The organism is Streptomyces sp. MH60, from assembly GCF_002939385.1.
Classification (GTDB): Bacteria; Actinomycetota; Actinomycetes; order Streptomycetales; family Streptomycetaceae; genus Streptomyces.
In genome coordinates, this window is record NZ_MULI01000105.1 from 1 (window position 1) to 20,458 (window position 20,458).

The 20,458-nt window shown below is 73.2% G+C and carries 19 protein-coding genes and 2 pseudogenes; 6 read left to right on the top strand and 15 right to left on the bottom strand.

Annotated elements, in window-relative coordinates:
• Positions 1-119 precede the first annotated feature (119 nt).
• The 3 genes from BZZ08_RS35205 to BZZ08_RS35215 all read right to left on the bottom strand — a co-directional run bounded on the left by BZZ08_RS35205 (position 120) and on the right by BZZ08_RS35215 (position 2,174).
• The gene (locus BZZ08_RS35205) at positions 120-860 is read right to left on the bottom strand and encodes a DUF4142 domain-containing protein (RefSeq protein ID WP_104636249.1); all 741 of its coding nucleotides are present in this window, start codon (positions 858-860) and stop codon (positions 120-122) included.
• 112 nt (positions 861-972) lie between these two features.
• Entirely contained in the window at positions 973-1,668 is a 696-nt protein-coding gene (locus BZZ08_RS35210; RefSeq protein WP_198601877.1) for an HAD family hydrolase, read from the bottom strand.
• Positions 1,669-1,697: 29 nt separating this feature from the next.
• A complete protein-coding gene (locus tag BZZ08_RS35215; RefSeq protein WP_104636250.1) occupies positions 1,698-2,174 on the bottom strand; it encodes an Lrp/AsnC family transcriptional regulator in 477 nt (158 codons plus the stop codon).
• Between the two features lie 219 nt (positions 2,175-2,393).
• Between BZZ08_RS35215 and BZZ08_RS35220 the strand changes: the two genes are divergently transcribed.
• On the top strand, positions 2,394-3,884 hold the full coding sequence (locus BZZ08_RS35220; protein ID WP_104636251.1) for an FUSC family protein: 1,491 nt from the start codon (positions 2,394-2,396) through the stop codon (positions 3,882-3,884).
• A gap of 137 nt (positions 3,885-4,021) precedes the next feature.
• Positions 4,022-5,062: a lactonase family protein gene (locus BZZ08_RS35225; protein ID WP_104636252.1), complete on the top strand. Its 1,041-nt coding sequence runs from the start codon at positions 4,022-4,024 to the stop codon at positions 5,060-5,062.
• Positions 5,063-5,285: 223 nt separating this feature from the next.
• Here the strand turns inward: BZZ08_RS35225 and BZZ08_RS35230 are convergent, their stop codons facing one another.
• From BZZ08_RS35230 to BZZ08_RS35250, 5 genes and pseudogenes are all read right to left on the bottom strand, one after another.
• On the bottom strand, positions 5,286-6,212 hold the full coding sequence (locus BZZ08_RS35230; RefSeq protein WP_104636253.1) for a sirohydrochlorin chelatase: 927 nt from the start codon (positions 6,210-6,212) through the stop codon (positions 5,286-5,288).
• Between the two features lie 138 nt (positions 6,213-6,350).
• Positions 6,351-7,082: pseudogene (locus BZZ08_RS35235) on the bottom strand (ATPase).
• Entirely contained in the window at positions 7,079-7,756 is a 678-nt protein-coding gene (locus BZZ08_RS35240) for a uracil-DNA glycosylase (protein ID WP_104636254.1), read from the bottom strand. Before BZZ08_RS35240 ends, BZZ08_RS35235 begins: the two are co-directional and overlap by 4 nt.
• A gap of 70 nt (positions 7,757-7,826) precedes the next feature.
• Complete coding sequence (locus BZZ08_RS35245; protein WP_104636255.1) at positions 7,827-8,981, bottom strand: WD40/YVTN/BNR-like repeat-containing protein; 1,155 nt, start codon at positions 8,979-8,981, stop codon at positions 7,827-7,829.
• Positions 8,982-9,061: 80 nt separating this feature from the next.
• Positions 9,062-10,765 (bottom strand): DNA alkylation response protein, encoded by a 1,704-nt coding sequence (locus BZZ08_RS35250; protein WP_104636256.1) that lies wholly within the window; start codon positions 10,763-10,765, stop codon positions 9,062-9,064.
• Positions 10,766-10,813: 48 nt separating this feature from the next.
• Between BZZ08_RS35250 and BZZ08_RS35255 the strand changes: the two genes are divergently transcribed.
• A complete protein-coding gene (locus tag BZZ08_RS35255; RefSeq protein WP_104636257.1) occupies positions 10,814-11,620 on the top strand; it encodes a PaaX family transcriptional regulator C-terminal domain-containing protein in 807 nt (268 codons plus the stop codon).
• A 4-nt stretch (positions 11,621-11,624) separates the two neighbouring features.
• Here BZZ08_RS35255 and BZZ08_RS35260 read toward each other — a convergent pair whose 3' ends face one another.
• Complete coding sequence (locus tag BZZ08_RS35260) at positions 11,625-12,350, bottom strand: pectate lyase (RefSeq protein ID WP_446750289.1); 726 nt, start codon at positions 12,348-12,350, stop codon at positions 11,625-11,627.
• Positions 12,351-12,780: 430 nt separating this feature from the next.
• Here BZZ08_RS35260 and BZZ08_RS35265 point away from each other — a divergent pair, with 430 nt between their 5' ends.
• On the top strand, positions 12,781-13,236 hold the full coding sequence (locus BZZ08_RS35265; RefSeq protein ID WP_104636259.1) for a DUF6214 family protein: 456 nt from the start codon (positions 12,781-12,783) through the stop codon (positions 13,234-13,236).
• 42 nt (positions 13,237-13,278) lie between these two features.
• Here BZZ08_RS35265 and BZZ08_RS35270 read toward each other — a convergent pair whose 3' ends face one another.
• Positions 13,279-13,935, bottom strand: a complete 657-nt coding sequence (locus tag BZZ08_RS35270; RefSeq protein WP_104636260.1) for a DUF305 domain-containing protein — start codon at positions 13,933-13,935, stop codon at positions 13,279-13,281.
• Between the two features lie 205 nt (positions 13,936-14,140).
• On the opposite strand from BZZ08_RS35270, the gene BZZ08_RS35275 reads away from it, so the two are divergent.
• Positions 14,141-15,643 (top strand): LVIVD repeat-containing protein, encoded by a 1,503-nt coding sequence (locus tag BZZ08_RS35275; protein ID WP_104636261.1) that lies wholly within the window; start codon positions 14,141-14,143, stop codon positions 15,641-15,643.
• Here the strand turns inward: BZZ08_RS35275 and BZZ08_RS35280 are convergent.
• From BZZ08_RS35280 to BZZ08_RS35300, 5 genes are all read right to left on the bottom strand, one after another.
• Positions 15,631-16,350 (bottom strand): TetR/AcrR family transcriptional regulator, encoded by a 720-nt coding sequence (locus BZZ08_RS35280; RefSeq protein WP_104636262.1) that lies wholly within the window; start codon positions 16,348-16,350, stop codon positions 15,631-15,633. The genes BZZ08_RS35275 and BZZ08_RS35280 overlap by 13 nt on opposite strands.
• Positions 16,351-16,494: 144 nt before the next feature.
• Complete coding sequence (locus BZZ08_RS35285; protein WP_104636263.1) at positions 16,495-17,184, bottom strand: HAD family hydrolase; 690 nt, start codon at positions 17,182-17,184, stop codon at positions 16,495-16,497.
• An 84-nt stretch (positions 17,185-17,268) separates the two neighbouring features.
• Complete coding sequence (locus BZZ08_RS35290) at positions 17,269-17,940, bottom strand: phosphatase PAP2 family protein (RefSeq protein ID WP_104636264.1); 672 nt, start codon at positions 17,938-17,940, stop codon at positions 17,269-17,271.
• Positions 17,941-17,997: 57 nt separating this feature from the next.
• Complete coding sequence (locus BZZ08_RS35295; RefSeq protein WP_104636265.1) at positions 17,998-18,933, bottom strand: M56 family metallopeptidase; 936 nt, start codon at positions 18,931-18,933, stop codon at positions 17,998-18,000.
• Between the two features lie 113 nt (positions 18,934-19,046).
• Positions 19,047-19,595, bottom strand: a complete 549-nt coding sequence (locus BZZ08_RS35300) for a DUF5134 domain-containing protein (protein WP_104636266.1) — start codon at positions 19,593-19,595, stop codon at positions 19,047-19,049.
• A gap of 247 nt (positions 19,596-19,842) precedes the next feature.
• Between BZZ08_RS35300 and BZZ08_RS35305 the strand changes: the two are divergent.
• A pseudogene (locus BZZ08_RS35305) lies at positions 19,843-20,458 on the top strand (FUSC family protein); the annotation flags it as partial.

Below are 20,458 nucleotides of genomic sequence, written 5' to 3' on the forward strand. Positions count from 1 at the left end.
CGCGGCACCGGTGGCGGCCACCGGGGCGCCGGCGGCGGCCAGGGCAAGGGCGGCGGACGCGGCGGCCGGCCGCGTCAGCGCTGACCCGACCGCACTCGGACCCACCGGACCCCGACGCGTCAGCGGACCGTCGGACTCGGCGTCGGCGCGGAGGTGTTCACCTCAAGGCCCGGCGGCGCGGTGAGCGAGAGCACCGGCTCGCCGGGCTGCGGAGCCGGCGGCGTGAGCTGCACCTTGGGCAGGTTCGGCGGGGCGGTCTGCTGGAAGTTGACCTGGTCGAAGTTGACCAGGCCGGTCTTCTCCAGCACGGTGATGTGGTCCAGGACGGTGTCGTTGGCCTGGTCGGCGAGCTGCCGCACCAGGGAGTTCTTGGTGTTGGCGCGGATGTTGGCGATGGCCGGGAAGATCTGGCCGTGGGTGATCCGCATGATGTTGACCGCGGTCGTGTCGAACTGCTTGCCCGTGGTCCCGTCCACGGTCGACACGAACTGCTGCTGCTGCGGCGAGGCCAGGTTGGGCAGGGTGATGCCCAGCTCCGGCGCGATCCTGCGGCAGGTGGCGTCCAGCCGGGAGTGGCCGACGACCAGGTGCTCACCGGCCTCCCGCATCTCCGGTGTCGTCCCCCGCTCCATGGCCATCAGCCCCAGCGGGTGTTCCCACAGCCCCGCGGCACGCACCTTCACCACGAAGTCCCGGTCCTGCTCGGTGAGCGGCCCGTACCGCGTGTTGGTGACGACCCGGGCCTGGTCACTGCCCGCGTTCTGCACCCCGAGCATGGTCGGGTAGGCGAGTGCGGTGAGGGTGAGGACCAGGGCACCGGCCACGAAGGCGGTCCCTGCCGTGGTGCGCGTGATGCGCATCGTGCCTCCTGGGGCGAAGACAGGCTCGGACACCAGGGGGTACGGATACGGACCGCGATCTGATCACCGCCCCGGGCAAAACCTCGCGACCCGAGGCGTGCTCCCTCTCACCTCAGGAGGCGCGCGCCGTCCGCAGGAGCCAGTCGTGCGCCGCCCGCGCGGTGAACTCCTCCTGGCCCCCGCGCACCAGCAGCCCCGCGGTGGCGAACTCCGGGGCGTCGGCCTGCGCCGCGACGTACGGGATCGCGATGCAGCGCATCCCGGCCGCGTCCGCGGCGGCGGCACCGGGAGCGGCGTCCTCCAGGACCACGCAGCGGGCCGGTTCCGCGCCCAGCCGGCGGGCCGCCTCCAGGAAGACGTCGGGGGCGGGCTTGCCCCGCGCCACCTCGTCGGCCGAGACGACCGTGCGCAGGTGCGCGTCCAGACCGGTGCGCCCCAGGATCGCCGCGATGGCCTCGGGCGACGAACCCGACGCCACCGCCATCGGTACGCCCTCGCCCGCCAGCAGTTCGACGAACTTCCGCATCTCGGGGTAGGCGCGGGCCGAGCTGCCGGCGAGCCCCAGGTAGTGGCGGTTCTTGACGGCGAGCAGTTCCTCGACGGTGGTCCGCAGCCCGTACCGCCGCTTCCAGTCGGCCACCGTCTCCCGGGTGCTGATGCCCACGTACGCCTCGTGGTCCGCCCAGGTGAAGTCGGGGACGCCGTACTCGGCGAGGGTGCGCCGGCCCGCTTCGTAGTAGTTCGGCTCGCTGTCCACGAGTGTTCCGTCGAGATCGAAGATGACCGAGATGCCGCCGAGCGGGCCCATGGTGCTCATGGCGTCCAGGATGCCAAGGATCACCTCCGGGCCGAGCGCCCGATCGACTCCACCAGCGGCAGCAGCCGGTGCGGCACCCGCTCGCGCAGGGCCACCTCGCTGCGGGTGCGGACCACGCCGGGCAGGCTGATCAGCTTCTGCACCACGTCCTCCAGATGCGCGTTGTCACGGGCCACGACCCGGGTCAGCAGGTCCCCGCCACCCGTGATGGAGAAGGCCTCGACGATCTCCGGCACCGCCGCAAGCGCCTCGCCCACCTCGTCCAGATGACCCTGGGTGACCTCGATGTGCACGAACGCGAGCACCGGGTGACCCAGCGCGGCGGGGGAGAGGGACGGAGCGGTACCGGTGATCACGCCGTCGCGCTCCAGACGGTCCAGCCGGGCCTGGAGGGTGCCGCGGGCGATCCCGAGGAGGCGGGCGTACTCCCGCACGCTGGTGCGCGGCTGCCGGAGCAGCAGCCGCAGGATGCGGGTGTCGAGTTCGTCGACGGCCATCGCGGGTACGGCCCCCTCTCGTCGGCCATTGGCTCTCCGGTGGCCGCAGGCCTGCCCTGGTCACTGTACCAATGGCCCACTCTGTCAGCGGCCTGTTGAGCCAGTGGTGGCAGAGATGCTCCTATAGAGAGGTCGATGGCGCTGCGGACCCCCGCGGCGCCTTTTGCATGCGGTGGCTTCCGGGCCCGTGGGCGTGAGTGAGCGAGGGGGCGGTAATCAGTGCTGAAGAAGGTGTTCGTGAGCCCGGACCCGGGACGGTCCCGGCTGCGGTTCGCCGCCCGGGCCGTCCTCGGCATCGGGCTGGCCGTCGTGGTGTGCGGGCTGGCCGGTACCTCCCTGGTCGGCGCGATCATCGGCGGCCTCGCCGCCCTGCTCGCGCTGTTCACCGTCACCGACGCCACCGTGCGCGGCCAGGCCGTCACCACCGCGCTGCTGCCGGTCGCCGGGCTGCCCGTGCTCACCGCCGCCGCCGCGCTGCACGACCTCCCCGTGGCCCGGGACCTCACCTTCCTCGCCGTCGTCGGAGCCGGTGTGTACGCGCGCCGCTGGGGCCCGCGCGGGCACAGCCTCGGTGTCTTCGCCTTCATGACCTTCTTCATCGCCCAGTTCCTGCACGCGACCACGGACCGGCTGCCCGAGATGTTCGCCGCCGTCCTGCTGTCCGTGGCCGCCGCCGCGGCGGTGCGGTTCGGCCTGTGGTGCTACGAGCGCCGACGGCCCGCGCCCGCCGTCCCCGCGCCGCCCGCCGGCACCGGGCTGGCCCGCATCACCACCCGGCAGGCCGTGCAGGCCACCGCGGGCGCCGGTTTCGCCCTGGTCGTGGGCCAGCTGGTGTCCGGCGACCGCTGGTACTGGGCCGTCGGCGCGACCTGGTGGGTGTTCGTCAACACCACCTCGCGCGGCGAGACGCTGGTCCGCGGCTTCCGCCGGGTCCTCGGCACGGTCGTCGGCATCGGCCTGGGCTTCCTGATCGCCGTGCCGGTGGCCGGGTCCCCGGTGCCCACCGCCGTGCTGGCCGCCGCCTGCGTCTTCGGCATCTTCTACACCGCCGCGGTCTCCTACACCTGGATGATGCTCTGCGTGACCCTGCTCGCCGAGCTGCTCTACGGCCTCCTGGGCGTCCTCGGCCCCGGCCTGCTCGCCCTGCGGATCGCCGAGACCGGCGTGGGCGCGCTCGGCGCCGCGCTCGCCGTGCTCTTCGTCCTGCCCGTCACCACGCACGCCGTCACCGACGTCTGGATCCAGCGCGCGCTGCGTTGCGTGCACGCCTGTACCGCGGAGGCCGCCGCCCGCCTCGCCGGGACCGAGGGCGCCGACCCGGCGCCCCGCGTGGCGGAACTGGAGCAGCTGCTGGGCCGGGTACGGCTGTCGGTCGCCCCGCTGGTGCACCCGCTGAGCCCGATGCACGGCCGCAGGCGGCGGGCCCGCCGGGTCCTCGGCCTGCTCGACGACTGCGCCCGGGAGATCCGCGGCCTGGTCGCCGTCGCCGCCGACCCCGAAGCCTCGCACGACGCCCGGCTGGCCGCCGCCTGCTGGCGTGTCGAGGCCGCGGTCGAGGCACTCACCGGCGGGGGTGCCGTCCCGGCCCGCGCGGGCGGCCCACGGGCCGCCGAACCCGCGTTGGCCCACCTGCACGACCTGGAACACGCTCTCGCCGAACTCGCCGCCCCGCTGCGCGGTCCCTCCGGTTCACGTCTGGCCGGTGCCTGACCCGCCTCACCCGGCCGCCCCCGCTGCACCCGTTTGGTCTAGACCGCAAGTGATCGACTGCTACCGTCGCTCCGGGGCGGACGATCAGGGTCGGCGCTCCAGGCGACGCAGCACGAAGCGGGACGAGAGGGGCAGCGGTGACGGACGGCGGCAGGCGGCAGCGGCGGGCATACATCGGGTCGTTCACGGCGGCCGGCGGCCCCGGGATCCTGACGGCGACCGTCGCGCCCGACAGCGGCGCCCTCACGGTCGTGAGCGGCACGGACGGCCTGGCCGACCCCTCCTACCTGGCCCTGGCGCCCGACGGGGACACGCTCTACGCCGTCAGCGAGACGGCCGAGGGCGCGGTGGCCGCCTACCGGGTGAGCGGGGACAGGCCCGAGCCCACCGGGCGGCCGGTGCCCGTCGAGGGCGACGGACCGACCCACCTCAGCCTGTACGCCGGGCACGTGCTGACCGCCAACTACGGCTCCGGCACCGTCACCGCCGTGCCGGTCCGCCCCGACGGCACCCTCGCCCGCTCCGCGTCCGGCGTCCTGCGGCACACCGGCTCCGGCCCGCACGCCCAGCGGCAGCAGGGGCCGCACGCCCACCAGGTGCTGCCGGATCCCAGCGGGCGGTGGGCCGTCAGCGTGGACCTCGGCACCGACTCCGTGCGGGTCTGCACCCTCGCGGACGGTGTCCCCGCCGTGCACCGGGAGATCGCGCTGCGCCCCGGGTCGGGGCCACGGCACCTGGCCTTCCACCCGGACGGCTCGCACGCCTACGTCGTCAACGAACTGGCCCCCACCGTCACCGTCTGCCACTGGGACGCCGCCGACGGCGCGCTCAAGCCCCTCACCGAGGTGCCGGTGCTGCCGGGGGCCCCGGCGGGCGACGCCTTCCCGTCCGGCATCGCCGTCTCGCCCGACGGCCGCTTCGTGTGGACCGCCACCCGCGGGGAGGACGTCCTGTCCGTGCTCGTCGTGGAGCCGGACGGACTGCGGCTGTCCGCCACCGTGCCCTGCGGCGGACACTGGCCCCGCGACATCACCGTGTCGGACGGCTTCCTGTACGCGGCCAACGAGCGCTCCGGAGACGTGACCTGGTTCGCCCTGGACCCGACCACCGGCATTCCCCGCCGCACCGGCTCCCTCGCGGTCCCGGCAGCCTCCTGCGTGACCTTCGCCCCGGCCTAGCTGCGGGCAGTCGTGCCTCCCGCAGTGCCTGAACGGCCTGGGAGGCACCCCCAGGCGGCAGGGGCGGGCGCAGCGGCACCGCGCAACGCCGGGCAGCGCGTCCCACTCCGCGCAGGGCGCCGTCCCGGCCGACGGCTCCGCACTCGGCTACGCCGAAGGGGCCCGCTCCTCACCCGGAGCGGGCCCCTTCACACACGCCAATATGCGCACGCGCACGCGCGCCTCACCGAACCGGCGCTCCCTGCGCCTGCTGCGGCGAGATGCCCAGCGCCGTCGTGTACTTGGCCAGCGCCAGCTTGCCGATCGCCGGGTACGGACCGAGCGGCTCGGCGGTGGAGCAGCCCGCCTCCTTGGCCGCCTCCTCCAGCACGGAAGCCTCGATCTCCGGGCCGATCAGATACGGCGCCAGCGCCAGCTGCTGGGAGCCCGAGGAACGCAGCTGCTCGGCCACGGCCGCGATCGAGCCCTCCTCGTCCAGCGCCGCCGCGATCACCGGCACGGCCAGGCGCGCGGCGAGCAGCATGCCGGTGATCCCGGCCGCCTGGACGGCCTCGTCACCGCCGACGGAGGCCAGGATGATGCCGTCCGCGGCGGTCGCCACGGTGAACAGGCGGGCACGGTCGGCGCGGGCGAGACCGGCCTCCGAGAGCCGCACGTGCAGGGCCTCGGCCAGCAGCGGGTGCGGTCCGAGCACGTCGGTCAGCTCGGCCGCGATCTTGCTGTCCATCACGGCCTGCCGGATCCGGCGCAGCAGCGCGTTGTCCGGCCCGGCGAGCAGCGGCACGACGACCGCGACGGGGCCCTCGGGCTCCTGCACGTCCAGGCCGGCGGCGCGCGCCTGCTCGAAGCGGGTGGTGCGCTCCTCGGCGGCCCGGACGAGGACGGTGGTCAGGGACGGGAACTCGGCGTCGTCGTCCCCGTCGAGGTGGCCGATCCGGGCGTCGAGCCCGGGCAGCTCGGAACGGGCGATGCTGATGACCTCGTCGGCGAGGCTTCGGATGGCGCTACTGGGCGACCCCGGCACCGCGAGGACGAGCGCCGGCGCGCCCTCGGGAGCCACCAGTGGTTCGGGACGGCGGTGCCGTCCTGGCTGGCGGGGGCGCGGCATTCGTACTGGCAGGCCGGACGCGGGCCCAGTGGGGGAGCTCATGGCGCCGCATGTTACTGGTTTCCGGGGTTTCCCTGTTCGGGGAGGGTGCAGGTGAGCGGTATCCGTCCGGTTTTGTCTGATGAGTGATGTACGGATCGGCCGACATCGGCATGATTCACCTCGTCGGCGGACCACTTCTCAGCCGTCCGGCACGGTCGTCACCCACAGCATCCTGTCGTCACTCGGAAGGGTGAGTGAGCCGGTCGCCGGGCCGGTCGTGATCCGGACCGCGCCGTCCAGCGGATCACCCTCCGCGGTTGTCCGCCGCGCCTGCGGCAGCCGCCTCGTCAGCTCCCCTCCCCGCGGTGCCAGGAGCGGATCGCCGAGCCGCCGCAGCCCGCCGGTGACGGCGACGAAGGGCTCACCTCCGGCCGGGCAGTCCCGCCGCCGGGCCGTAACGCTCCTCGGCGCGGGCCAGCAGCCGTGCGGAGCCGCCCTCCCCCCCCGTCGTGGGCGCGCAGCGCCGCCTCCAGGCCCGCCCGCCCGATCCAGGCGCCGCCGCCGCAGTCGCCCAGCAGATGCCCCCAGCCGTCCGCCCGGCGCCAGGGCGATCGTCCGCACGCCCAGCTCCCGGGCCAGCGCGCCCGGCAGTTCGGCGCGCAGCGCGTCACCCGGCGTGGCCGGCCCGGCGGCCCCGAGGACGACGGTGCCCAGCCGGGCGACGCCGGTCTCGGCGGACAACGCCCTGGCCATGGGGAGCAGTTGCCCCATGAGGTACCCCGGGTCGATCCCGCGCGCACCGGTGCGGACGGGCTCCCGCGAGACACGCCGCCCGAGCGGGCCGTGTCCGCCGCCGTCCTCGCCGAGGGCGCCGGCGGCGACGCGCAGCCCCGAGCCGCCGGAGTCCACGGCCAGGAAGCCGGTCCTCACGGCAGGCGCCAGTCGACCGGCTGACCTCCCAGGCGCATCAGCAGGTCGTTGGCCCGGCTGAACGGACGGGAGCCGAAGAAGCCCCGGTCGGCCGACATCGGGGACGGGTGGGCCGACTCAATGGCCGGCAGGTCGCCGAGCAGCGGCCGCAGATTGCGGGCGTCGCGGCCCCAGAGGATGGACACCATCGGCTTGCCGCGCGCCGCGAGCGCCCGTATCGCCTGCTCGGTGACCTCTTCCCAGCCCTTTCCGCGGTGGGCCGCGGGCTTGCGCGGGGCCGTGGTGAGCGCCCTGTTGAGCAGCAGCACGCCCTGCTGTGTCCAGGGCGTCAGATCCCCGTTGGAGGGCTGGGGGTGATTCAGGTCGGTGTTCAGCTCCCGGAAGATGTTGACGAGGCTGCCGGGCAGCGGGCGTACCTCGGGCGCGACGGAGAACGACAGTCCGACGGCGTGTCCCGGAGTGGGATAGGGGTCCTGTCCGACGATCAGGACCCGTACGTCGTCGAAGGGCTGTTGGAAGGCCCGCAGGACGTTCGCCCCCGCCGGGAGGTAGGTGCGTCCGGCGGCGATCTCCGCGCGCAGGAACTCACCCATCGAGGTGATCCGCCCGGCGACGGGTTCCAGGGCCTTCGCCCAGCCCGCTTCGACGATTTCGTTCAAGGGTCGTGGTGCCACGGGCGTCACCCTACTGCCGTACGGGTGACGCCGATCAACCGGTGGCCGAGGCCGGTCCCCCCGGTCCGGTTCATCCGACGACCGCGGCCCGCACGCACAGCACGTCCGGCAGATGGGAGGCCAACTGCCGCCAGCTGTCGCCGTCGTCGGCCGACGCGAACACCTCGCCGTTGCGGTTGCCGAAGTACACGCCCGCCCGGTCCGCGTCGTCGGTGGACAGCGCGTCGCGCAGCACCGTGCCGTAGTGGTCCTCCTGGGGCAGGCCCGCCGAGAGCGGCTCCCAGCTCTTGCCCGCGTCCGAGGTGCGGAAGACCCGGCACCGGTGGTCGGCGGGCACCCGGTCGGCGTCGGCGTTGATCGGGAAGACGTACGCCGTGTCGCCGCGGTGCGGATGGGCGGCCACCGCGAAACCGAACGTGGAGGGCAGGCCCTCGCCGATGTCCGTCCAGTGGGCGCCCGCATCGTCGCTGCGGTACACCCCCCAGTGGTTCTGGAGGTACAGGCGGTCCGGGGTGGCCGCGTCCCGCGCGACCTTGTGCACGCACTGGCCGAACTCCGGGTCGGGGTCCGGCAGGAAGACGGCGGAGACGCCCGAGTTCGACGGCGCCCAGCTCGCGCCGCCGTCGGCGGTGCGGAACACGCCCGCGGTCGACACGGCGACCGTCACCGACCCGGGGTCGCGCCGGTCGGTGAGGACGGTGTGCAGCCCCTCACCGCCGCCGCCCGGCACCCACTTCGACCGCGTGGGGTGCTCCCACAGCGGGCGGACCAGCTCGAAGCTCTCGCCGCGGTCCTCCGAGCGGTACAGCGCCGCCGGTTCCGTCCCCGCGTACACCACGTCCGGCTCGGCGGCCGCCGGGTGCAGCTGCCACACCCGCTCCAGGGAGGCGCCGGTGTCCTTGGGGAACTTGACGGCGGGCGCGGCCGGTTCGGTCCAGGTCCGGCCCAGGTCGTCGGAGTGGAACACCGACGGCCCCCAGTGCGCGCTGTCCCCGCCGGCCAGCAGCCGCGAGGTGTCGCCGCGGGTGTCGAGGGCGACCGAGTACACCGCCTGTGCGTTGAAGTAGGGACTTTCGTCGAACTCCCAGGTGCCACCCCGCCGGCGCCCGATGAACAGGCCCTTGCGGGTGCCCACGGCGAGCAGTACGTCGGTCATGCCGATCACCTCCGCGGCGTCCTCGTCGACGCCTTCGTCTCGGACACGGGCCAGTCTGCACCCAGCCACTGACAGTCACCCGTGGAAAGGGTGTCGCCCCAGGTCAGGCGGTGGTGTCGGGCCCGCTCGGGGGTCTCGGCGCCGACCGGTCAGCCCTCGCCCGGCAGGGCCCGGTCCAGGATCCCGTCGAGGTCGGCCGTGTCCGGCAGCGTGCCGAAGGCGTGCCCCCAGTCGCCGCCGAGCCGGGTCGCGCAGAAGGCGTCGGCGACGGCCGGCGGGGCGTGCCGGACCAGGAGGGAGGCCTGGAGGGCGAGGGCCATCAACTCCACCAGGCGGCGGGCACCGGTCTCGGACGCCTCGCCGAGTCCCGCCCGGAACCGGGCCGCGGCCGCGTCCAGCCGGGTGTCCGCCCCGCGCGCCAGGGCCAGTTCCTCGAAGAGGGCGTGTGCGGACGCGGGGGAGCGGCCGAGGGCCCGCAGCACGTCGAGGGCGTTGACGTTGCCCGACCCCTCCCAGATCGACAGCAGCGGCGCCTCGCGGTAGTGGCGCGGCATGCCCGACTCCTCCACGTAGCCGTTGCCGCCCAGGCACTCCAGGGCCTCCGCGGTGAACGCCGGTCCCCGCTTGGTCACCCAGTACTTGCCGACGGCGGTGGCGATCCGCCGGAACGCCGCCTCCCCCTGGTCCCCGCGCACGGCACGGTCGGCCGCGCCGGCCAGCCGCAGGGTGAGCGTCGTCGCGGCCTCGGACTCCAGCGCGAGGTCGGCCAGGACGTTGCGCATCAACGGCTGGTCCACCAGCCGGGCGCCGAACGCGCTGCGGTGCCGCACGTGGTGACCGGCCTCGACGAAGGTCTTGCGCATCAGCGTGGCCGAGGCCATCACGCAGTCCAGCCGGGTGCAGTTGACCATCTCGATGATCGTCTTGACGCCCTGCCCCTCGGGCCCGACCAGCCAGGCCACCGTCCCGTCGAACTCGGGCTCCGAGGAGGCGTTGGACCGGTTGCCGAGCTTGTCCTTCAGGCGCTGGACGCGGAAGGCGTTGCGGGTGCCGTCGGGCAGCACGCGCGGCACCAGGAAACAGGACAGGCCCCCGGCCGCCTGCGCCAGCACCAGGAACACGTCGGACATCGGCGCCGACGTGAACCACTTGTGCCCGCGCAGCGTGTAGACCCCGGGCTCGGCGGTCGGACTGGCCGTCGTGGTGTTCGTACGGACGTCCGAGCCGCCCTGCTTCTCGGTCATTCCCATGCCGGCCAGCAGACCGCGCTTGTCCGTGGGCGTCCGCAGCCCCGGTTCGTACTCCCGGGAGGTCAGCAGCGGCTCGTAGACCTCCGCCAGCTCCGGCTGGGCGCGCAGGGCCGGGACGGCCGCGTACGTCATCGAGGTCGGGCACCCGTGCCCCGCCTCCGTGTGGCCCCAGACCAGTCCGCCGGCGGTCCGCGCGACGTGCGCGCCCGGCCGCTCGTCGGCCCACGGCGCCCCGGCCAGGCCCTCGCCGACCGCCACCCGCATCAGGTGGTGCCAGCTCGGGTGGTACTCGACCTCGTCGACCCGGTTGCCGTACCGGTCGTGCGTGCGCAGTACGGGCTCGTGCCGGTTCGCGAGGTCGCCCCAGTCCTGCGCCTCGGCGCTGCCCGCCCGACGGCCCAGCCGCCGCAGACCGTCCTCGGCCCACCCGGCGCCCTCCCGCCGCACACCCTCCAGCAGGACCGTGTCGTCGGACGCGTCGTAGGGGGCCAGGGGAGGGGGCTGGTTGGTGACCTCGTGCGTCGCGTGGCCCTCCGGACGGTCCCAGGGCTCCTCGGACGGCTCGTAGGACTCGTACGGGGGTTCCTGCGCGAGTGTCGTCATGAGTCGAGTGTTGCACCATCTCTGCGACCGCAGCAATAGTGCAACATCATGGGCGCACGTACAGTACGTGCCCATGTGGACGAACGACGCGTGCCCGCGCGGATGAGCGGTTCCGGGGCCACCGGCGGGCTCACCCTGCGTCCGCTGTCCGCGCGGTCGGTGATCCTGAGCCTGCTGCTCGGCACGCACCCCCCGGAACTGCCGGCGCGGGACCTGGTACGGCTCGTGGAGGGGTTCGACGTCGGCGCCTCCACCGCCCGCGCGGCGCTGAGCCGGATGGCCGCCGCCGGGGATCTGCGCCGCACGGACACCGGGTACCGGCTCAGTGAGCGGCTGCTGGAGCGTCAGCGGCGCCAGGACGAGGCCCTGCGCCCGCACACGCGCGCGTGGGACGGCGACTGGGAGACGCTCGTGATCACCGCGACGGGGCGCGGTCCCGCCGCCCGTGCCGAGCTGCGGACCGGGCTGACCGCCCTGCGCCTGGCCGAACTCCGGGAGGGCGTCTGGCTGCGCCCCGCCAACCTCGACCGTCCGCTGCCCGCGGCTCTCGACCGGGTGGCCGAGCGGCTCGTCTCACGCCCCGAGGCCCCGGCCCGCGAACTGGCCGGGCGCCTGTGGCCGCTGGGCGACTGGGCGGACACGGCACGGGCGCTGCTCGCCCACGTCGACCGGGCCCGGCGTCCGGCCGACCGCCTCACCGCCTTCGCGGCCGTCGTGCGGCACCTGCTCGCCGACCCGGTGCTGCCCGCGGAGCTGCTCCCGCCCGGCTGGCCGGGCACGGCCCTGCGGGACGCCTACGCGCGCTACCAGCGGGAGCAGTCCGGACAGGTCCGGGCGCACGGCACCCGGACCTGACACGTCACTTGTAGGTGATGTCGGACGAGGAGTACCTGCAGTACGTGCCGTCGGCACCCGAGCCGTTCGAGTCCGGCTCGTCGCCGTCGTCGTTGCCGAGGTACTTCTGGCACGGGACGATCTTCTTGCTGCCGTCCCCGACGATCGTGATGTTGCGCAGGGTCGCGCTGTCGCCGTAGTTGGTGTTGATGCCGGCGATCCTGCCGCCCTTCCAGTTCACCTCGATGCCGCTGAGGTTGATCGTCCGCTTGTACTGCGTCGAGCAGTTGCCGCACGAGCGGACGAAGGTGCCGAAGTTCTTGACGGCGAAGCCGGAGACGTTCAGGGTGCCGGCGCCGTTGAACTGGAAGACCTTGTCGCCGGCCTCCTTGGCGCCGCCGCCCGAGACGGTGTAGACGTTCGACGACGAGGAGCCCCGGAAGGTCGCCGCGTCCTCGCCGACGTCCTCCCACCAGACGTTCTGGAGCGTGCAACTGCCCTTGCAGTGGACGCCGTCCGCGGCCGGGGCGCCGATGACCACGTTCTTGAGGACGGCGCCGGGGGCGAGTTCCAGGATCGGGCCCTGGTCCTCGTCCTGGCCGCCGGAGCCCAGGTCGCCGGTGCCGTACAGGCGCTTCATCCCGTAGTCCTTGGTGCCCGACACCGAGATGGTGGAGGAGACGCCCTGACTGCCGTTGGGGGTCGGCCAGGTGGCGGCGTGCGCCGAAGAGGCTCCGGAGGTCATGAGCATGCCAACTGAGAGTCCGAGGGCGGCGAGCCCGCCGGTCATCGCGCGCCCTGGTGCGCGAAGGGGTTCGGCAACGGTCATGTTCTGATCCCTTCCAAAGGGAGTGGGGGTGGAACGGAACATGTACGTGAAAGGTGTACTTCATCATGACTGAGCCATGAGTGGCAGGGCATGCCTGTAGAGGATTTCCAGAGGATTCCCAGCCCCCGCACGCCCATGACGGTCATGCTTATGAACGGACGGTAGAGGGTAAGCGCTTTCTGGTCAACGCCTCGCGCGTGGTGCGCTCCGCTGACAGGGTGCCGCCCTCGGTGAACGAAGCGTGTTCCGTTCGTATGGAATGTGATCATTCGGTTACGTTGCGTATGTGCTCGAAGCATCCTTCGTTGATCGTTCTCTTCAGCTTTCCGACCGCTGTCCGGACGACGGTGAGATGTCCGTGCGGCACGCCTGGGCGGTGAGCGACGGCTCCACCACGACCTCGTGGTTCGACGTCCGGCTGACCTTCGCCGACGGCGCCCGGGTGGACGCGCTCGCCGTGCGGTGCGGCGAGGACGTGCGGGTCGAGGACGTACGGGCCCAGCCGCCGCTGTCCCTCGACGACCTGGCCGTGCTCGCGGAGTGGCTGGAGAACCCCCTGTTCGAGGCCTGCGTCCCGGCCCCCGCCCGGCGCGCGCCGACCGTGTCGCGGCGGGCCCGGCCCCAGTGGCCGCGCGGCCGGGAGGGGCGCAGGCTCGTCGCCCAGGAGTACCGGACGGCCCGGGAGGAGGGTGGCGACCCGGTCCTCGCGGTGATGCGTGCGACCGGGCACAGCAGGCGCAGGTCGCTCAGGCTGATCGGCCAGGCCCGCGACGAGGGATTCCTGACGCCGCGTCGCGCGCGCCGCTGAGGCACGGCCGGGGGACCGTCCCGCCGCCGGTGCGCCGCGGCGTCACAGCATCGCGCGCATGCGGGAGATCTCGCTCGTCTGCTGGGCGACCACGTCGTCGGCCATCTCCTCGATCAGCACGTTGTTGCCCTCGGACTTCACGTCCGTGGCCATGCTGATCGCGCCCTCGTGGTGAGTGATCATCAGGGTGAGGAAGAGCTGGTCGAAGGCCTTGCCCTCGGCGGTGCGCAGCTTCTTCAGCTGTGCCTCCGTCGCCATGCCCGGCATCGCGGCGTGTTCGTGCCCGCCGCCCGTGACCTTCTCGCCGTGGGTCCCGAGCCAGCCCTCCATCGCCTTGATCTCCGGCCCCTGCGCGGCCGAGATCCGTTCCGCCAGCTTCTTGACCTGGCCGGACTCGGCGTGTTGCGGCACCAGTTCGGTCATCTCCAGCGCCTGGGCGTGGTGCTGGATCATCATCCGCGCGTAGGAGACGTCCGCCGAGTTGGGGGAGTCGTCGTCCGCGCGCTGTTTCCCGGCGTCCTCGGCGGACAGGGTCCGGTTGCCCTCGCCCGGCTTGCCCGGCGCGATCACCGAGGGTCCGGCGGCGGCCGCCGAACCGCCGTCCGATCCGGAGTCGCAGGCCCCCAGTCCGAGCACGGCCAGTGCGGTCAGTGAGGCCGTGACAAGTGACGCGCTGGACATCGCGGGGCGAAAGGACACAACGACCTCCTGTTGCTGGGATGCCCCTCTGAAAGAGGGATGCCGAGCACCTTGTGGGTGCGTGACCGTCCTAGCACGCTTCCGCGCGTCACTGATCAAAAAACTTCATTGCGAGTTTGTTGCCCCCTGTTGGTATGTGCATGGCGAAGACGATACTGCGGGGTGCGTGAACCGTTCCGACGGGAACGGACGTTGGGAGGAAACAGTGACCCTGTTGAGTGACCCGCGAACGCGGCGCAGACGTCTGGGAGTCGCGGCTGCCGCCGCCGGACTCCTGTCCGCGCTGCTCACCGCCGGCCCTGCCGTGGCGACCCCCGACCCCGGGGACAGTCCGGCGACGTCGAAGGAGGTGTCCAAGAGCGCGCGCGCCGAGGTGCGCGACGCGATCGAGAGCGGCGAGATACCCGGCCAGGACGAGATCGTCCACTCGGACAACATCGAGCACCTGGCCAACATCCCCAAGGACGCACTGCCCGGCACCAACTCGGACCTGGCCTTCCAGGGCCGGTACGCCTTCGCCGGGAACTACGACGGCTTCCGCATCTTCGACATCAAGGACCCGAAGAAGCCGAAGACCGTCGCCCAGGTGCTGTGTCCCGGCTCGCAGAACGACATCTCCGTCTCCGGCGACCTGCTGTTCCTGTCGACCGACTCCTCGCGCAGCGACAGCAGTTGCAACAGCACCACGCAGCCCGCGACCGAGAAGTCCTCCTGGGAGGGCATGAAGGTCTTCGACATCAGCGACAAGCGGAACCCGAAGTACGTCGCCGCCGTCGAGACCGCCTGCGGCTCGCACACCCACACGCTGGTGCCCGAGCGGAAGAACGTCTACATCTATGTCTCCTCCTACTCGCCGAACGCCGCCTACCCCGACTGCCGGCCGCCGCACGACGGGATCTCCGTGATCAAGGTGCCGCGCAAGGCACCCGAGCGGGCCGCCCTCGTCGGCTTCCCCGTGCTGTTCCCGGGTGAGGGGCCCGACGGCGGCGGCAACCCGGGCGGGCCGACCAACCCGGGCGTCTCCAAGACCACCGGCTGCCACGACATCACCGTCCTGCCCTCCGAGGACCTCGCTGCGGGTGCCTGCATGGGCGACGGCATCCTGTTCTCCATCAAGGACCCCGAGCGCCCGAAGGTCATCGACCGCGTCCAGGACAACGTGAACTTCGCGTTCTGGCACTCGGCGACCTTCAACCAGAAGGCGAACAAGGTCGTGTTCACCGACGAGCTGGGCGGCGGCGGCGCCGCCACCTGCAACGCGGAGATCGGCCCGAACCGCGGCGCCGACGGCATCTACGACATCGTCGGCCGGGGCGACCACCGCAAGCTGGTCTTCCGCAGCTACTTCAAGATCCCGCGCCACCAGGCGGACACCGAGAACTGCGTGGCCCACAACGGCTCGCTGATCCCGGTCAAGGGCAAGGACATCATGGTCCAGGCCTGGTACCAGGGCGGCATCTCCGTCTGGGAGTTCACCGACTCCTCGCGGCCCAAGGAGATCGCCTACTTCGAGCGGGGTCCGCTGACCACCGACACGATGACCACCGGCGGTTCCTGGTCGGCGTACTACTACAACGGCTACATCTACTCGAACGACATCGCCAAGGGCTTCGACGTGCTCAAGCTCAGCGACCGGCGCACCGACCCGGCCAAGCGGGTCCACCTGCCGGAGCTCAACACGCAGACGCAGCCGGACTACTTCGACTGAGCGGGCCGGTCCGTCCGGTCCCGCCGCTCCCTCCGGTCCGGCCGATCGAGTACGCCGGTCGCGAAGAACCGTGACAGGTCCGGATCGCACGTCGTCCCGCCGGGCGCCTCGGCGTCCGGCGGGACACCCAGCTTCCAGTCCAGCCGGTAGCGCTCGAACAAGCCGGCGCGCAGCTCCGGCACCGGCATCGGCACCCCGGGCACGAGAGCCGCGAAGACGGCGCCCATCAGCTGTGCGCGCAGCATCGGGTAGTCGCGGTCGACGTCCTGCGAGCCGTGCCGGGCCACCGTGTCCCTCAGCAGCTCCGCCAACCTCCGCTGCTCCGGGCACGGCACGAAGCCGACCTCCGCCTGGAGCAGGCCGGCCATGTGCTGGCGCATGAGCACCGGCCGGTCCCGGGCGAGCCCCAGGACCGCGTCGATGGCCCGCGCCAGCCGCTCGCGCCCCTCGCCGGTGCTCGGCTCGCGCTCCAGGGCCTCCTCCAGGGTGCGGTGCATCAACCGGTGCACGGCGGACTGCACCAACTGGCGCTTGCCGGGGAAGTAGTACGAGACCAGCCCCCGTGCCGAGCCCGCGCGGTCCGCGATAGCGCCCAGCGTGGTCGCCTCGTACCCGCGCTCGCCCACCAGCTCCACGGCGGCCTGCAGGAGACGCTCCTTCGAGCGCCGCCGCAATTCTTCATTGACCGAGGCGCTGCGCGGGGACATGCTGTACTCCTGCGTTGACTGGCTGGCAGCCAACTATACTCGGCGCAGGCGGACGGTTCTCCAGGACCGCTCCGGCTACCGTCTGTCTCGGGCGACACGGGGGATCGTCCGAGACGGACGGGACCACCCGGTGGTTGCCTCGGGCTACGTGATCAGGTCCAGTACAGGTCGCAGCCCCGCCGGGCGTTCCGCCACCGGCAGGTGGTCGACGAAGTGCACCCCGCAGCCGAGCGCCGCCGCGCCGCCGTCCGCCCTCCGGTCGTCGCCGACCATCAGCGTCCGCCCCGGCTCCACGCCCAGTGCCGCGCAGGCCAGGCCGAACAGCCGGGGGTCGGGCTTGCGGATGCCGTGCTCGTACGACAGGACGTATGTGTCCACGTACCGGTCGAGGCCGTGCGCGCGGAACACCGGTCGCAGGTCCCAGCCGATGTTGCTGACCACCCCCACGGCGATGCCGCGCCCGCGCAACGCGCCCAGCACCTCGACGGCGTCGGCGTACGGACTCCACGCGTTCGGCGACATGTGCCGCTCGTACAGCGCGTCGTGCAGGCCCGGGTGGGGCAGCGGCACCCGCCGGGACAGTCCGGTGTAGGCGGCCCGGTGCAGCGCGGAGCTGTCGTCGCGGACCTCCCACACCTCGGCGAGTTCCTCCGGCACCCGCAGCGGCGGTGCGCCGCCGGGCAGCGCTCCCGCGCGCCGGAGTGCCTCGGCCGTCCGGGCCAACTCCGGGGCGGAGAGCGCCAGTCCGGCACCGTCGAGCGTCGCACGCAGCCAGTCTTCGGTGGATTCGACGCGGAACAGGGTGCCGGAGAAGTCGAACAGAACGGCGGTCATGGTGCGGATCCTAGGGGGACGGAGGCGAGGGGAGCGGCGCCCGGTGCGTACGGGGCGGCCCGGCCCTGCGGTACGCCGCGCCGCTCACGGATGCCAACGCCGGTGCACCAGCACCGCGAGCGCCACGACCAGGGCGCCCAGCAGCCAGCCGCCGAGGACGTCCGTGGCCCAGTGCACGCCGAGCCACACCCGGGTCACGCCGACCCCCGCCACGGAGACCACGGCGACGGCGAGGCCGGTACGGCGCAGGTCGCGGCCGACGCCGTAGTGGTGGAGCAGCCACACCAGCAGGCCGCACACGAACGTCGCGGTCATCGCGTGCCCCGAGGGGAAGGCCGCGTAGTGCGCGGAGTCCACGGGGTCGGGCCAGACGGGGCGGGGGCGGTCCACCGCCGCCTTGAGGACCTGCTGCAGCAGGCTGCCCAGCAGACACGTCGCTCCCAGCCACACGGCCGTCCACCGGTCCGCCCGGCGCCACCACAGCCACAGCACCACCACCGCGCACAGCAGGCGCATCGTCCAGGTGTCCCACACCCAGTCGGTGAGGATCCGCATGGCGTGGGTGACGCCGCCCTCCTCGACGGCCCAGCGGTGGGTCGTGTCGGCGATGTCCTCGTCGAACCGCACCAACGGCCGCCATTCGACGGCCACCAGGGTGAGCAGAAGGACGGAGCACACGGCCAGTACCCAGGTGACGCGGAGGGCGGTGCGTGGCTGCGGCGGGGCGGGCGGGGAGTCGACCGGCGGCGTCTGCATGCTGCGATCCTCGCCGAACCGGCGCCTCCGGGGCCACTGCCGTGGCGGGGACACCCCCTAGCCCAAGGCCCGCAGCCCCGGTGCGAACGCCAGCAGGACCGGGACGGCCGGTACCAGCGCGCCCGCGGCCGTCAGCCGCAGCCTGCGAGCCGCGGTCAGTCTGTTCGGCGGGGTGAGCAGGCGGTGGACCCGCTTCGGGACGTCGGCCCGGGCGGTCGGGCACGGGCCGAAGACACCGCGGCCCTCGTTGAGTTCGACCAGGGCCAGGGCGGTCGTCAGCCGGCCGAAGCGGCGGGAGGCCACGTCGTCGGCGGCGAGTTCGACCAGGCGGTGCATCTCGTCGCGGAACGCGGCGAAGACCGGAACCTGCGGAAATCCGTCCGCCAGCGCGGCGGAGCAGTGCAGCAGCCAGTCGTGCCGCGCCTGCGCGTGCCCCTTCTCGTGGGCGAGCACCGCGTCCAGCTGCCGGCCCTCCAGGCGGCGCAGCGCGGCGGTGGTGACCACCAGTTGAGGGGGAGCGCCGGGCAGCCACCAGGCGTCCGGCCGCTCGCCCTCCAGTACGACGAGCCGCCCCGGGCCGGGCTCCTCGCCGGGCAGCAGCGGAGCGCGCTGCCGCAGCTCGGCCCGGCGCAGCCTGCGCCGGGAGCGGGCCCGTGCGACCTCCCGGGCCAGCATCACGGCGCTCCACAGTCCGCCGCAGGCCAGCGTGACGGCGGTGGTGGCCGCCCAGAGGCCGGAGGTGCCCAGGGCGTAGGCCTCGACCACCGGGCCGGGAGCGGTCGCGAAGACGGGGCCGCCCACCGCGTGCCAGGCCGCCGCCGCGCTCAACGTCATCGACAGCGCGCAGCACACGATCACCGCCGCCACCACGCACTGCCAGACCCACAGGGCGACCACCGGTTCGCGATCCGGCCAGTCGGCCCGGGCGAGCAGCCTGGGGGCGAGCACGGCGGCCAGCGCGCCGAGCAGCAGCAGTGCCGCGGGGAGAATCATGGGGGCAGCCTATGAGCGCCACGCCGCCGGCAGTACGGTCCGGCGCGCAAAGTGACGCAGCCAACGACGGCGCAGGGCGCACCCCGGGCGGGCCGGGTTCCCGGCCGCCGGTGTCACAGGGGCAGCAGCATGGCCACCATCCCGATCGCCATGGACAGCCGGCAGGCCAGCGCCAGCTCCGGCCAGTCGCCCCACCCGGCCGCCGCCCGGCCGTCGGCCACCGCCACGACGGGTATCAGGCGTACGCCGGTCAGCAGCACGTATCCCGTGAAATAGAGCAGCAGCACCCCCGTCAGCACCGGTGTGCCGGACGTGCCGTGCCCGTGCGCGTGGGCGGGGGAGGCGGCCATCACCACCGCCATGTAGACCATGGCCGCGGCTCCCACGAGATGGTGCAGGTGGTGGCGCCCCGACCGCGCCGCCCACAACGCCCGCAGCCCGGCGGCGCCGAACACCACCGCGTAGGCGGGCCAGACCCAGGCCGGCGGGGTGAACACCGCGGCGGGCACGGCCATGGCGGCCATGCCGAATCCCATGAGGGCCTCGCCGCCCGCGGCGCGCCGCTGCTCCTCGACGCTGCTGCGCATCCGCAGCAGGCAGTAGACGCCGGTCGCCGCGCACAGCGCGACCAGCAGCCATCCGGGCGACGCCGGTCCGTGCACACGCACCTCCCCGTTAGGCGGTCCACGGTCTGTCAAAAACTGCCCGGGCCACGCGGCGCGCACGCGAGCGCAAGGGGGTACGCGGGGGCACCCGGGGGAGCGCGCGCCCTCGCCACGGCGGAACGGTGCTGGTCGGTGACGGGGGCGGCTTCACATCCGCGCTCACATCCACCTTCACGTCCACCTTCACGTCCACCTTCACGTCCTCATTTGATTTACAGGTAAAACACTTGTTAATCTCTCTCTCATGAGTAGTGCGACCCCCACCCCCGGCACCTCACCGGCCCGACGTCTGTCCCTGGCAGGCGTGCTGCGCCTGCGCCGGCCCTCCGAGATCTGGTTCAAGCCCGCCCTCAGTTCGGTCGCCGCCGTCGCCCCTCCCAACCTGCTCCTGCTGGCGGTCGGCCGGCTCGACCTGGCGATGTACACGATGGCCGGGTCCCTGTGCGCGCTCTACGCCCACAACCGCCCCTACGCGGCCCGCGCCCGCACCCTGGCGTGGGTGGTGCTCGGCATGATCGGCGGCCTCGCCGTCGCCCTGCTCACCGCCTCGCTCACCCGGAACGCCGTCGTCCTCGTGACCGTCGGCGCGCTGCTGGCCGCCGTGCAGAAGACCCTGTGCGACGCCACCCGCGTCGGCCCGCCGGGCAACGTGGTCCTGACCTTCATCAGCTCCGCCGCCCTGTTCGTCCCGCAGACCCTCGGCCAGGTCCCCGGCCACCTGGCGCTGGCCGCCGCGGCCGGCGTCTGGGCCTGGCTCGTCGGCATGGCACCCGCCCCGGTCCGGCCGCACGGCCCGGAGCGCCGGGCCACCGCCCAGGCCCTGAACGCCGCCGCCGCGTACGCCGCCTCCCACGGCGCCT

What these genes read in the sequence shown, in the direction of transcription:
- BZZ08_RS35205 (WP_104636249.1), bottom strand. Translation starts at nt 860, where the DNA reads ATGCGCATCACGCGCACCACGGCAGGGACCGCCTTCGTGGCCGGTGCC.
- BZZ08_RS35210 (WP_198601877.1), bottom strand. Translation starts at nt 1,668, where the DNA reads ATGGGCCCGCTCGGCGGCATCTCGGTCATCTTCGATCTCGACGGAACA.
- BZZ08_RS35215 (WP_104636250.1), bottom strand. Translation starts at nt 2,174, where the DNA reads ATGGCCGTCGACGAACTCGACACCCGCATCCTGCGGCTGCTGCTCCGG.
- BZZ08_RS35230 (WP_104636253.1), bottom strand. Translation starts at nt 6,212, where the DNA reads ATGAGCTCCCCCACTGGGCCCGCGTCCGGCCTGCCAGTACGAATGCCG.
- BZZ08_RS35250 (WP_104636256.1), bottom strand. Translation starts at nt 10,765, where the DNA reads ATGACGACACTCGCGCAGGAACCCCCGTACGAGTCCTACGAGCCGTCC.
- BZZ08_RS35255 (WP_104636257.1), top strand. Translation starts at nt 10,814, where the DNA reads ATGGGCGCACGTACAGTACGTGCCCATGTGGACGAACGACGCGTGCCC.
- BZZ08_RS35260 (WP_446750289.1), bottom strand. Translation starts at nt 12,350, where the DNA reads ATGCTCATGACCTCCGGAGCCTCTTCGGCGCACGCCGCCACCTGGCCG.
- BZZ08_RS35265 (WP_104636259.1), top strand. Translation starts at nt 12,781, where the DNA reads ATGTCCGTGCGGCACGCCTGGGCGGTGAGCGACGGCTCCACCACGACC.
- BZZ08_RS35280 (WP_104636262.1), bottom strand. Translation starts at nt 16,350, where the DNA reads ATGTCCCCGCGCAGCGCCTCGGTCAATGAAGAATTGCGGCGGCGCTCG.
- BZZ08_RS35285 (WP_104636263.1), bottom strand. Translation starts at nt 17,184, where the DNA reads ATGACCGCCGTTCTGTTCGACTTCTCCGGCACCCTGTTCCGCGTCGAA.
- BZZ08_RS35290 (WP_104636264.1), bottom strand. Translation starts at nt 17,940, where the DNA reads ATGCAGACGCCGCCGGTCGACTCCCCGCCCGCCCCGCCGCAGCCACGC.
- BZZ08_RS35295 (WP_104636265.1), bottom strand. Translation starts at nt 18,933, where the DNA reads ATGATTCTCCCCGCGGCACTGCTGCTGCTCGGCGCGCTGGCCGCCGTG.